This is a genomic window from Viridibacillus soli (assembly GCF_016612995.1).
GTDB classification, from domain to species: domain Bacteria; phylum Bacillota; class Bacilli; order Bacillales_A; family Planococcaceae; genus Viridibacillus; species Viridibacillus soli.
In genome coordinates, this window is record NZ_JAEOAH010000050.1 from 1 (window position 1) to 13,330 (window position 13,330).

At 36.4% G+C, this 13,330-nt stretch carries 9 protein-coding genes and 2 pseudogenes; 4 read left to right on the forward strand and 7 right to left on the reverse strand.

Features of this window, described 5'->3' with window-relative positions:
- From JFL43_RS20200 to JFL43_RS20210, 3 genes are all read right to left on the reverse strand, one after another.
- The coding region (locus tag JFL43_RS20200) for a hypothetical protein (RefSeq protein ID WP_200750417.1) at positions 1 to 425 on the reverse strand (425 nt) is incomplete at its 3' end.
- 69 nt (positions 426 to 494) lie between these two features.
- A complete protein-coding gene (locus tag JFL43_RS20205) occupies positions 495 to 5,141 on the reverse strand; it encodes a S8 family serine peptidase (protein ID WP_200750418.1) in 4,647 nt (1,548 codons plus the stop codon).
- A gap of 676 nt (positions 5,142 to 5,817) precedes the next feature.
- Positions 5,818 to 6,024 (reverse strand): hypothetical protein, encoded by a 207-nt coding sequence (locus JFL43_RS20210; protein ID WP_200750419.1) that lies wholly within the window; start codon positions 6,022 to 6,024, stop codon positions 5,818 to 5,820.
- Positions 6,025 to 6,659: 635 nt separating this feature from the next.
- Between JFL43_RS20210 and JFL43_RS20215 the strand changes: the two genes are divergently transcribed.
- The 3 genes from JFL43_RS20215 (at position 6,660) to JFL43_RS20220 (ending at position 8,746) form a co-directional block, all read left to right on the forward strand.
- The gene (locus JFL43_RS20215; protein WP_267907826.1) at positions 6,660 to 7,646 is read left to right on the forward strand and encodes an erythromycin esterase family protein; all 987 of its coding nucleotides are present in this window, start codon (positions 6,660 to 6,662) and stop codon (positions 7,644 to 7,646) included.
- 14 nt (positions 7,647 to 7,660) lie between these two features.
- Positions 7,661 to 8,017 carry an erythromycin esterase family protein gene (locus tag JFL43_RS23120; protein ID WP_267907827.1) on the forward strand — a complete coding sequence of 119 codons (357 nt, stop codon included), beginning with the start codon at positions 7,661 to 7,663 and terminating at the stop codon, positions 8,015 to 8,017.
- A gap of 333 nt (positions 8,018 to 8,350) precedes the next feature.
- Positions 8,351 to 8,746 carry a response regulator transcription factor gene (locus JFL43_RS20220; protein ID WP_234447927.1) on the forward strand — a complete coding sequence of 132 codons (396 nt, stop codon included), beginning with the start codon at positions 8,351 to 8,353 and terminating at the stop codon, positions 8,744 to 8,746.
- A gap of 442 nt (positions 8,747 to 9,188) precedes the next feature.
- Here JFL43_RS20220 and JFL43_RS20225 read toward each other — a convergent pair.
- Positions 9,189 to 9,461: pseudogene (locus JFL43_RS20225) on the reverse strand (transposase); the annotation flags it as partial.
- Positions 9,462 to 9,839: 378 nt separating this feature from the next.
- On the opposite strand from JFL43_RS20225, the pseudogene JFL43_RS23580 reads away from it, so the two are divergent.
- Positions 9,840 to 10,076, forward strand: a pseudogene (locus tag JFL43_RS23580) (transposase); the annotation flags it as partial.
- A gap of 204 nt (positions 10,077 to 10,280) precedes the next feature.
- Here JFL43_RS23580 and galE read toward each other — a convergent pair.
- From galE to JFL43_RS20240, 3 genes are all read right to left on the reverse strand, one after another.
- Positions 10,281 to 11,117: a UDP-glucose 4-epimerase GalE gene (gene galE, locus JFL43_RS20235; protein WP_200750421.1), complete on the reverse strand. Its 837-nt coding sequence runs from the start codon at positions 11,115 to 11,117 to the stop codon at positions 10,281 to 10,283.
- A gap of 570 nt (positions 11,118 to 11,687) precedes the next feature.
- A complete protein-coding gene (locus tag JFL43_RS23125; RefSeq protein ID WP_267907828.1) occupies positions 11,688 to 11,822 on the reverse strand; it encodes a hypothetical protein in 135 nt (44 codons plus the stop codon).
- Between the two features lie 370 nt (positions 11,823 to 12,192).
- Positions 12,193 to 13,329, reverse strand: coding sequence for an aminotransferase class I/II-fold pyridoxal phosphate-dependent enzyme (locus JFL43_RS20240; protein WP_200750422.1), 1,137 nt, complete (start codon positions 13,327 to 13,329; stop codon positions 12,193 to 12,195).
- Position 13,330: the final 1 nt, after the last annotated feature.

Here is a 13,330-nt window from a genome sequence, read left to right on the forward strand (position 1 = left end):
CTCGGATCTGGTTTGCTCGGATCTGGTTTGCTCGGATCTGGTTTATTTATTGTAGAAACCACTTCAACAGATACGGAAGTAAGGTCTGTACCCTTTGCAGAAAGTTGAATCGTATAATATCCACTTTCGTATTTCTTAGGATTTATGGTTTTAGAAATTTCACCATTTGCGCCGATTTCAGAATCTTTCCATTGGTAAGATTCAACGATTGTATTATCTTTTTTCACTTGCAGCATCGGAGAAGTTCCCTTCCCTGCTTTCTCGTCCTTTAATACCGTTCCTGAAACATTTATCACATTTCCAGAAGTATATTGTTCGGCATCAGTACTGACAGTAATCTTTACAATACTAGCTGCTGAAGCCGGAAGTATTGCATTTAAAAATAAGAAAGTAGCTATTAAGCTAGTAATTAGGCTTTTTTTCAAAACATTCACTCCCATATTGGTAGATAAGAGGGTGGGAGGCAACTATTGCCCCCCTCTCTTTCTTTTGAATTAATTGACCGTAAATGATCCGATGTTGCTCGATTCTGCTAGTGGAATAGGGATGTCATCGTTATCCCATACAAACACTTCCACAGTGTACTTTCCTTTTTCAAATGTTTCTAGTGGCACATCTACTACAAAACGATTTTTTGCTTTGCTATTAACTGTCGTAGAATCCACTTCTTTAAAGTAAACAACTGCTCCCTCTTCATCTTTTACTTGGAAGGCAACTGTAGGTTTTAAACTGCTGTTTCCTTGGTTTTTTAGGCTTGCTTTTATGCTGACACTACTATCTGATGTAAAGGCAGACGTTTTTTCACCTTTTGAATCGGTTGTTAAAACAGATTCAAGGCTTGCAGGATAATTTGAAACGGTAAATTCAGTCTCAATCCTCTCACTATCAGTACTACCAGCAGCACCAATTGATAATTTATAACTACCGCTTTCAGCCAGAATATCAGGTGTAAATGTACCTTCATACGTTTCTCCTTCAAAAGGTTCAAGATCCGTTACTTTCCCTTCTGAATCGATAACTTTTGCTTCCCAAACGATTGATTCCGAAGCCTCTGCAATAATGTGCGCAGGATTTTCAACTGTTACATTGCCACCACCATTTGAAAGCTCTAATGATTTTACATACGGTGCTTTTACATTATCACCTTTGTAAATAGCAATCGTTTTCTTAGTCACATGACCACCAAGGTCTTTAACCTCGAAGACAAATTCATTTTTACCATCTTTTAATTCTAATGGAATTTGTATATCTTTAGTGAAAGATCTCATTTCATATGGTTGGTCGAATGATTTGGTAAATTCTTCACTGCCATTGACTAACAAACGTAAGTCATCAAAGTTATCTGCTATTGATACTGTGACAATAGGGTCTTTACCGTCAGTAGCCTTTTTAGGATCCTTATTTTCATCCGTTTCTTTTGTGTCTTTACTTTCTGGAACTTCAATTGGCTCTTTACTATCGGGAGTATCGATAGGATCTTTACTATCAGTAGTATCAACTGGCCCTTTATCATCAGCAGCCTTTTTAGGATCTTTATTTTCAGTAGCATCAATTACGTCTTTACTTTCTGGGGCATCAATTACGTCTTTATTTTCTGTAGCATCGATAGGGTCTTTACTTTCTGGTACTTTAATTGGTCCTTCACCACTAGTAGAAACAAAGTTATTATCTGGAAGATTGCTTACAGATAGTGTAGGTGCCTGCGTATCTATAATTACTTGTCGTCTAAATTCAATTTTATTTCCAACTTTATCTGCACCTTCGATATAAATATCATGGACACCATCTTCTGTGAATGTAATATGTGTTGCAAACTCATATTGTTTTGTTACTTCGTTATACTTTAATTTTATATCTTGTGATGTAGGGTTTAATTTATCGCCCTTGATTTTCAAGTAATCTACTTGAGATGCATCTGTTACATAGCCAGAGAAAGGTACTTCACGAGTATCATAAACACCTTGTGCTTCTGGTGTGTCAGATATGATAAATGGAATTGTGTTATCTCCAGGACCTGATATATCTTGTCCACTATGATTATTCGCATAGTCATATGCTACAACTTTGATTTTCCCTTCACCCTCAATTTTCCCTACGTTTAATTTAAATTCACTGCTTGTACCAGGATTTACTGAACCTGAGAGTTTACCATTTACATAAACTTCAATATATTGTAATCCACTACCTTTATCAGTAGCATTGAAAGAAAGAGTACCCGTTTTTTTGCTGAAAGATAGTTTTGAAACAACCGGTGCTGTGTTATCAACAATGACAGGAATTTTAGTTACTTGTTGTTCTTTACCGCCAAAATCGACCTGTGTTTTTACTTGATAATAATATGTTCCATCAGCAGCCACTTTGTTACTCAGTTTTCCATCCCATTCTGTATAGTTTGGTTTATAAGAATAGATAGAGCCAGCTGATTTACCATTGTGATAATTTTTGCGCTGTTCTTTATCAGTTCGAAGCTTTCGTAATATTTTACCAGTTTCATCAGTAATAGCGTATTCAACCGTTTTACTATTCCGCAAGAAAGACAGAACTGGAGCTACCGCTTCATTTTTGCCATCTCCATTTGGAGAAATAGCAATTAAACTTTTACTATATTTTTTAGTAAATGGATTGTATCCAAGATAATAACCTTCTCCATCTAACATTCCTGATTTTTTATAATAAGAACCAGTGTCAAAGATCATTTGATCTAATACTGGTGGCTTATTCCAATCGCCTTTAAAGCCTAGGTAAGGAACAGATAAGTCCGGGAATACTATGTCCTGTGATTTATTTGTAAGCGTGATAAATCCTTCAACGAAGTAACCGTTCTTTTGAATGTTTTCTAATGCTGTATTAGCCTTACTAAGATCTACTTCAACAGTAATATCTTTAGATTTCCCAGCAAATAATGTAACCTGCGGCGTATCAATCGTTACTACTGCGTCTTTAATAACTTGTTCCTTTAAAGCATTGCTTGCTGTTTCTTCTGAACCTGAAGTCGCATCAGTTAAAACAGAGGCGTCTACATTATAAGTAACTTTTTCATCGCTAAAGTTTGTAGCCGTAACAGTCATGCTGAACTTGTCCTTGCCAATTTCCTTCAGTTCAATTTTACCTTCTTTTGTATCCTTCGCTTCAACATATACCGGAGTTGTGACAGCTGCATTCAATTGCATTATTCCAGCACCTTGTAGACGTGGTGAGTAAGCAATACCACTAGTCGCTGGATCAGTAACAATTTTAGCTGTATTCATAAGAATTGTTTTCGCGCGTTTTACTTTATCTGCACCTTTTAAACTTGGGAACAATTCTTGAACCTTTTCCAGGACTAGTGCTGCACCACCTGCTACATGAGGAGCAGCCATCGATGTACCACTCATGACACCATGCTGGTCATTATTGAGTGTCGAGTAAATTTGTCCTCCTGGGGCTGTAATCTCAGGTTTCATCTCAAGGCCCGGTGCGACGCCCCAAGAACTAAAGTTCGACATTTTTCCAGCAGAGCCATTGATGACTGTAGTCATTTTCCCACTAAACTCCACCTTACCGACTCCACCTGCTGCTTTAAGTTTTGTTTCCAAATTAGTACCATCTGCTACACTTAAAGTAACGAATGGAATAGTTGGATTATTTAATGCCATACTGACATAATCACCATGTGCTGCGGTTCCTCTAATAATGACACCTGCTGCACCTGCTTTTTCAGCTTGTAGTTGAATTTCTCCATAATTAGGATTTGCAGCTGATCTGACTGCGAATACCACTTTCCCTTTTACATTTTTACCAGTATATTGAGCTTGACCGCCATCACCAACGTAGATAACATCTTTTCCAACACCTTTGCCAAATACTTCAAGAGGCAATGGGGAAGATTGCTTTTTATAAGCAATTGGAAGAGTTTCAGAACCAATTTTCAGTGACATCTGATCCAAAGTAAGCTTGTCATTCTCAAGAGATGCAACCGATATTGAACTAGGTGCAAGACTAGGAGCTCCAACAAGTCCAATATCAGGATTTGTTGCTAAGGGATTTTCTGTATAATTAGCTCCAAACTGACTTGAATTACCGGCAGAAATGGACATTAATACACCATTCTCTACTGCTCTTTCAACGGCTTTTTGTTCTAGACTATTTGAATCAGCAAAGCCTGCTGTTGAGCCTAAACTCATATTCAAGACATCTGCACCAAGAATAATTCCATCATCAATAGCTTTGATATAAATATCTCCAAATGTTGATGGCATCGCTGGGTCATTACCGAACACTTTAAGTGCCAATAACTGAGCCATTGGTGCTATCCCTTTAATACCATTTCCATTTTCATCGCCGTTTGCTCCTACAGTACCTCCTACATGCATACCATGCATTGAGGCATCAGGACCAAGATCTAGAATTTCACTGTTTTTATCGGCATAGTTATAGCCGTAAGGGACCTTAACATTATAAAATTGCCCAGGAAGTTTACCTGCTTGAACTAGGCCATTCACTTTTGTTTTAGTTAATTTATGTTTGTTATCATCCTGTAATTGCATATCTTTATGTTCATAGTCAATTCCTGTATCAATAATACCTACAACCATGCCTTTCCCATCATAACCAGCATTCCAAGTTTGAATTGCTTCAACCATATCTTTACTCGAGAGCATGGTAGGTTTTTCAGTTGGTCTTTTATATTCATTTACGATGCTCACCGCTTCAACATTCGGTAGCTTTTCAAGCTCCTCGATCTGACTAAATTCAATTTCTCCACTGACTCCATTAACAACAGTAGTGAAGGTATTTTCCACTTCAAATTCAATTTTTTCTTCTTTTACATCCGAGATGAATTCAGAATGCTCTTCCTTCACAACTTTTTGCAATTCTGTTTTCTTCTCTGTCTCTAAATCTTTATATCTTATACCCCTTTTAGTAGAGTAGTTGATAGCTGGGTCTCCTTCTAACTCAACGATTACCCTTACAATATCACTATCCTTATAATCATAAGAGACATCTTCAATTTTTTTGTCGGGTTTTTGGATTTTAACTAACTTGTCGATTTCACTCGTTTCAGCTTTTGTAATATTAGTGCCAAAAGCAACATTAGAAACCGTTAATAGAGAAACCAAACCAATTACTACACTCTTTCTAAATCTTCGAATTTTCTTCATTCGCTTCTCCCCTTTTTCAAATAGTGAAATAATAAAACTACTCTCCTCTCTTATAAATTTAAACCCCAATAATTTTACATTTTATTAGGTATCCAAAATGTACCATTACAAATTTAGCTAGTAAATAGCGAAAATTGTCGAATTCTGAATATTCTAAATTATAATTATATTGTCCTATATAACACATTATCACTTGCTTTATATTTAAAACTATTTTTGTGAAACAAGTAAATATATGTAATATTTAAAAAACAAAATACCTATTAGCATACTCGGATATTATGAAACTATTAGAGGATTTTCTTTATGTTTCACTTTTTTTCTACATTTACAATAGTCTTGAAGTAAGTGCTAGAAATATAAACACTTCATAACTATTTGATCAATTTATACGTTTCTTACTTTCCAATGGTATTTTAATTTGGATTATTTTTACAACTTGGATCAATTTTGTGATTGTTGCCGAACTCTTTTCGTTTGTTGCGGAAAGTGGCTTGTTTGTTACTTATCTGAATATTCATGTCTTAAAGAGCAAGAAAAAGCCCCTGATTCGTAGGAATCAGGGGCTGAATTGTACCAATTGTTTAAACTAACGTGACTGGTACCGATTGAACCAACTAATAAAACCCTTACACGTCTTATCTCAATCATTTTGATTACTTTTGAGATTCTTTGACTATGTAATTTCTTTTTTCATTACTAATATTATAAAAATAATTATATATAATAGAAGTAAAAAGCCCAGAAAAACTGCTATCCCCATCTCAAGTCCTCTCTCAAAAATATCTGCAATGTCTTTAAAACGAAAAATAAGTTTATATGAAATTATTAAAACAAAGCAGAATACAGCATAAATACCTGCATCCTTTGCAATTTTCAACATCATTGATCCCCCTTCGACATACTTCGTTTATTCGTTCTCAATGACTATTAACTACCAGTCCAAAATCCCAGGTTACCACACTGTTAAGCCCCAACAGATTATGACATTTAAGGAGTTATTCTTCTGATCCCCTGTAAAAAGATATCAATGAGTGCAGGTACACCATCTGCAATTGATAGAGAGATACCATGATTCTTTGTAGTAGCATACATCAAGCCATATATCACACATTTGATAAAAGTACTAAAAAACTCACCCTGTTAGCTCATAAAAAAAAAATCAACATTCGTCTTCTTAAACACAGCCTAAATGCAAATAGAAAATACCTTATTAAAATTACAATAATAACCTTATTTTAAAGTATATACCGCATGAATCAGATTTGCATTATGAAGCTCTTATACTATGAACATTGTCCCCCTTCCTATTCTTCCAAAATGATATCCAGTTTATTTGCCCTTCATTTCATCCAATTCTTTTTGTAACTGTCGCCGTTCTTCGTCCATTTTGAGTAATAAAAAAATGGACGAAGAGGTCATTTTTTCTTATCTTTATAAATTCCTTAGAAGTTCTTGTTACGATGGTTGAGCATTATAAGACAACTATTCAATGTTTTAGAAGGAGGAGAACGATCAATGAATGCAACCAAATTATTTACAAGCGTTATGGCAGTGGGGCTGGCAATTTCTCTATTACTGTCGCCGTTAAATGTCTCTGCGACCTCGCAGAAGAACACAGAACTGAAGAAGAACATTCGAGAAATTAAATCTCTAACGTCGGAGGATTACAAGGATTTAGCGTTTCTAAAACCTATACTGAAGGATAAAACCGTCGTTAGCCTCGGTGAGAACTTCCATCGCGTCGCAGAATACAGCAGTATCAAAACAAGGCTGATCAAATATCTGCATGAAGAGCTTGGTTTTGATGTTATTGCTTTTGAGTCGGGGCTTGGCGATTCCTTCGCCGCTTATGAAAATGCCAGTTCTTTGACTTCTAAAGAAATGATGGAGCGCTCTATTTTTCCGATATGGCATTCCAAAGAGACACTTGGTTTGTTCGATTATATTAAGAAGCAGCGTGAGTCGGACAAGCCCTTGTACCTTGCGGGCTATGATATGCAGTTTACGTCGGGGTATTTAACGCAATTTATCGGGAATTGGATTTCCAAGGTAGATAAAGATCAGGGGCAGAATTATATCCAATTTGAAATGCAAGGGATAGCCGATTTATATACGGCCTTCAACAAATATGGCATGGAAAACGATAATAATCCCGAGGCTAAGAAAGAAATTAAGAAAGTAAAAGATGAATACGTACCGAAATACAAGGCATTGATCCAGTTCATAAAAAATAACAAAGAACAGCTCGCGGCGGCATATCCAAAAAATCCTCATATGGTTGATATCGCTGTGAAAACGCTGGAAGATCGCATCAAGTTTATCGAAATGATGATGTACAGTACTAAGGAAGGTTATGAATTCAGAGATCGTATTATGGCTGACAACGTGGAGTGGTTAATAAAAGTGATATACCCAGGTAAAAAAGTGATTTTATGGGCGCATAACGACCATCTTGCGAAGAATACTTCCAAAATCGCTACGAAAGAACAGGAAAATGGATAAACAGTTTCACGAGCATGGGAGAACTGCTTCACAAAAAGCTAAAAAATAAGGCATATGTGTTGGGTCTGTATATGAATAGCGGAAAAGCAAGTACGATCTTTACTCAGAAGCTCTTTAATATCAAGCCTATGCCAAAGGGAAGCTTAGAACATCTGATCATGCAGAGCGGCTATAAGGTTGCATTCGCCGATCTATCCAAGCACAAATCGTCGAATAAAAATAACGCTTGGATGTTCAAGCCAATTTATGCTGCCGAGGACGGAATGACATCCGAGATTATTAGACCGATGTCAATGAGGTTTGTTCCTAAAGAACAGTATGACGGCATTATCGTCTTTGATAAAGTGAAGGAGCCGACTACGAAGTTCTAACGATATAGAACTTAATTGTTTGAGTCCCAAAGCCGCGTTGGAACCTCCTCTTTCAAGTAACACGATGAGGGACCAATAGAAAGAAAATCTATTTTTTACGGCAATCGATTCGCTTTGTGGGAAAACCTGTTCAGCTGAGTTCGGACCGTACATCGGCTTAGCTATATAAAGTAAGGACTACACCCGCAAGTTTAATCGCTCCCCTTGAAGTGGACACGTACAGCAATCAACTGTATATGTCACTCCAGGGGGATTTTTAGCATGCCATCAGGGAAAATGAATTTTATAGACGGCAAGACTAGAAAGTAGACAGGCGAGAGGAGAGAAAAAATATTGATTGCCGGCGATGAGAAGGAAATCGTAGAGTTTATGCGAGATGCGCTGCGGGATGAAGGTTTCGAAGTTCGTGTTGCTTATGACGGCAAGGAAGTATTCAATAAACTTGGAGAAAAACCCAATCTGATTATTCTTGATCTTATGATGCCTTATCTGGATGGGCTCGAAGTGTGTCAAATCATACGGAATAAGGTAACATGCCCTATTTTGTCCTTAACCGCACGTTCCGAAGAAGCGGATTGTATTGGAGGAATCGCTATCGGCGGAGATGACTATATCGGCATGCCTTTCAGCATACAAGAGTTGAAATCCAGAATTCAAGCGCATCTCTGCCGCGAGCAAAGGAACCATCAATCTAAGCTGCTGCCTCTAGTAATGATTACGCCGGATTGATGTATCGATTAGGAGAATCTGAAATAATATCAAAAGAACAGAAAGAATTGTTAGATAATCTAATTGGTTAAGTGCCGTTTCAATTCTTCTAGATTAAATTTATAATTGTCTAAATAATAGGACGAAATTGATTTTTAAATTGACTATATTCTCCCTCTGGAAAGTCTCCGTCTTTTTTCAATGCAACTTAGACTTCTCGATCAAGATTATTCAATTTTTTTGCCATTTTATCACGAATTTGCTTTTGCTGTTCAGGACTCAATTCTATCTCAGTACTTTCAGAGGTTGTATTATTACAACCAAAAAGCATTACAAGTAATTTTACACAGACTAAACATCACTAGTTTTGAATATACAAAGAAGGAAACAATTCAATAAAGGTGACTCCATCCATTTGGTTTTTATTCACAATTATACGTGTGCGACAACGACAGTTTGCGTTTTATGAAACAGCTTTTCCTTCGATTTTTCGAAGCCAGATGTAGGCTGGTTTCAATAAAGAAGCCCTTAAATATCTTCTGATTTGCAGGATTTTTCGTTTACTATTGGTTTCAATTTGAGCTAAAACATTCAAGCAAAATACAATGAGGGCAATGAACACTTGGTTGTAAATCGCGTTCTTGCTTTGACCATAGAACTTTTTAATGTTGAGATGCTGCTTGATCCATTTGAAAAACAGCTCAATTGCACAGCGTGATTTGTACATGTCTGAGATTTCATCAGGCTCTAATCATCAACTACGCTTTACGAACGCCGCAGCCGAAGGAAAAAACAATAAAATCAAAGCGTTGCAACGTCGACATTACTTTACACGTAATCCGTAGTGCTACAGACAGCGCATTTTAATCGAGTGCAATAAAGAAATGATTCAGTATTAAATCGGGTCAAGAACGTGTTTTGGTGAAGATCCAAAATTAATTATCAATATCTATAATTATTTTACTCTGTATATTTCCCAAAAGTCTTAAACATAAAAATGCTAACTAATCATACCATTTGAAATTCTTTATGACGCTGTTGCTCGCAGCGCCATGAGTCTTTGCACATATCCTCAATCGTTCTTTTGGCTTTCCAGTAAAGTAATCGCAGCGTTTTCCAAATGGCGGTGTTGGCCTATAACTTTCATAATTGGTTTCAGAGAATATGTTTACCCAAAAAAGTGCGCAATCAAACGATGGAAACAATCCGCGGTCAACTCATCAAAATTGCAGGAAAAGTGACGCGTTCTGCTCGTTACATTACCTTCAAATTATGTAGTAGTTGTTTATACAAAGAGGTCTTTTGGCAAACATTACAGAATATCCAACAACTGCGAGTCCAAATACAATAAAAGCAGAAGACTAAATTCCTATTTTAAAATTTCGGATAGATACAAGAGAGTAGTCTGCCCATTTTTCGACTAGATACTTAATCATTTTAAATTTTCTCTTCATCTGTCGGAATCAATGTGAAGATTGAAAAGCAAAACCACGAAATGAGCTCGGATTTCAAAATCCTTTTCATTTCGTGGTTTATTTTTGGATAAGAATCTTCTCTATGAATAGTTTGGGATACCGTTAGCTTTTTCAAAAGCAGCTACTAATTCTAACACAGAAGTACCTTTGCCAGTACCTAAATTAAATTCATGACAACCCTTATTTTTAATTAAATATGAAATAGCTTGTGCATGCCCTTCCGCCAAATCACAAACATGAATATAATCACGGACGCCTGTCCCATCAACCGTATTATAATCATTGCCAAACACATTTAGTTGTGTGCTTTGATCTGTAGCAACCTGCGTAATATTGGGCATTAATTTGTTTGGAATTCCATTTGGAACTTCTCTAATTAATCCTGAAGGGTGTGCTCCAATTGGATTGAAATAGCGCAAAATTATTATAGACCATGAAGGATCCTCAGACGCCAGATCTCTCAACATGTCTTCAATCAGCAGCTTAGAACGTACATAAGGGTTAATCGCGCTTAGTGATGAATCCTCCGTAGCAGACATCTCCGCATCATTGTGGTAGACTTTTGCAGTAGATCCATATATGAAACGCTTTACATTAACTTTCTTCATAGCCCTTAATATATTGATTGCGCCTTTAAGATTAGCTTCATAGGATTGCTGAGTAGACTGTACATCAACAAGATAAATCACTGCATCAACATCGTGCTCGTAAAAGATATTTTTGAGACATGCTTCATTCATAACATCCCCTTCAATAAAGAAAACTTTTCGTGAAGTAATCTTTTGAATACTATCAATAACATCCATTTGTGAATTAGATAGATTATCTAAAATAATACATTCCTCACCACGATTCAATAACTCTACAATCGTATGGCTACCGATATATCCGGTCCCTCCGATTACAAGAATGGTCATTGTCAATTCCTCCTCTGCTTAACACACCAATTTAAGATACAAGATGTATATTGATAGCTAACCTTACACCTTCATATTTAAAAATAACCTCTGCAGTCCAGAAGTTGAAGTTGATATTAGAACGGCATATATAATCTCATATTATTTAACATATACAGTTATCACTATAATCAATATCTAAATTTATAAAAATAATTTTCGCAACAGGTAATTTCTCAAATAAGGCTTAGTTTCGTTTCTATTCAAAGCTTTTCAAAAGATTAAACACAATATTTTCTGAAGCATGTCCATCACCGTCGGGTTCAAAACCTTCAGCATTTCATGATATTTTACATCACCTGTTAACAACTCGTGTGCCGCATTAAAGATGAAGCTTCCTCTTGTACACCTCCAGAATCCATTAAAATATTAACGAGATGCAAAGTTATGAAAATCAATCACACCAAGAGGCTCAATCAAATGAATATGGGAATCATCATTCATAATCTCGCCAGAGATTATTTCACGAGATGCTGGATTAAAATGAATTGGATAAACCACCTGAATATCATCATATTCTTCAACTAAGCTTTAAATAGCTTTGAAAATATGATACATTGGTTCACCTAAATTTTCTCGAAAATGGTCAGTTAACAACACAACGCGGTCATCATCAACTTTCTTCAATAACTCATTTTCATATGTATCTGAAACGGTTGTTTTCAATTCAGCTAAACTACTACAAACGTAGTTGTCGTGTCTCCATGTACTAACAAGATATTAGTTTTTGCTTTCTTAATCACACCATCTAGAACTTTTAGACTATTACCTGTAGACATCCGTCATATTTTGTCTAGTTTTCATCATATTCAAATCATCATAGGGTCCAACTTTGAACAATTCTAACATCTGACCAAGCATTTCAAGGTCTCTGCAGTATTTGTTCTGGTACTTCACCAATTCCAACACAAGAGGTTCCATTTTAATGGCTGAGTCTTGTACCAAAAATCGCCATTATCTTACCTTATTTATAAGTTCCTCCAATCATAGCATATGAAAATACCCTTATTAATGTAAATCAATAAGGGTTTTTACTTTATTTTAAGTTTTGAAGAATTGTATCAATAACATACTTTTGTTTTCCTTCTGTCATTTTAGAATCAGATGGTAAACAAATACCACGAGCAAATAAAAGCTCGCTTATTACTTCTCCTTCAGCATGTGGATAGAACTTACATCCTTCAAATACCGGCTGCAAATGCATCGGTTTCCAAACTGGGCGGGAATCGATTTTTGCTGCATTTAATGCATCAATTAGCTCATAAGGTGTAACTTCAAATTTATTAGGGTCTAATTGAATAGCTGTTAACCAACGATTTGAGAATGTGTTCTCTAATTCTGGCATCATAGAAAGACCATCAATAGGGCTCAATTCTTTTTCATAGCGTTCGAAAATAGCGCGTTTTTGACCAACACGCTCATCTAATACTTCAAGTTGCCCACGGCCAATACCTGCACAAATATTACTCATACGATAATTGTAACCGACAACACTATGTTGATAATGCTTCGCTGTATCAAGTGCTTGCGTAGCTAAGAAACGAGCATGCTTAATTCCTTCTTCATCATTGGAAACGAGCATGCCACCGCCAGAAGTCGTAATAATTTTATTACCGTTAAATGAGAAGATACCATAATGACCGAATGTTCCACTTTTTTGCCCTTTATAATAAGAACCTAATGATTCCGCAGCATCCTCTACAATGGGAACGCCATAATGATTACAGATGGCTAAAAGCTCATCCATTTTAGCAGATTGACCATAAAGGTTAACTATCACAACGGCTTTAGGAAGTTTTCCTTCTTTTTCGGCATCCTTAAAAGCTCGTTGTAACGCTTGGGGTGACATATTCCAAGTTTCCCACTCAGAATCAATAAATATAGGGGTAGCACCACGGTATAAAATTGGATTCGCACTAGCAATGAATGTTAATGTTGAACAAAATACGATATCATCCTTGTCTACACCCACCAAGTTCAAAGCTATATCTATAGCCGCAGTACCAGCACTCATTGCCGTAGCACCTTTGACACCAACATACTCCGCCAATTCCTTCTCAAAGCCATCCACATTCGCACCCAGTGGAGCAATCCAGTTTGTTGCAAAAGCTTCATCAATATATTTTTGCTCTCTTCCACTCATATGTGGTGAGGATAGTAAGATACGATCCATT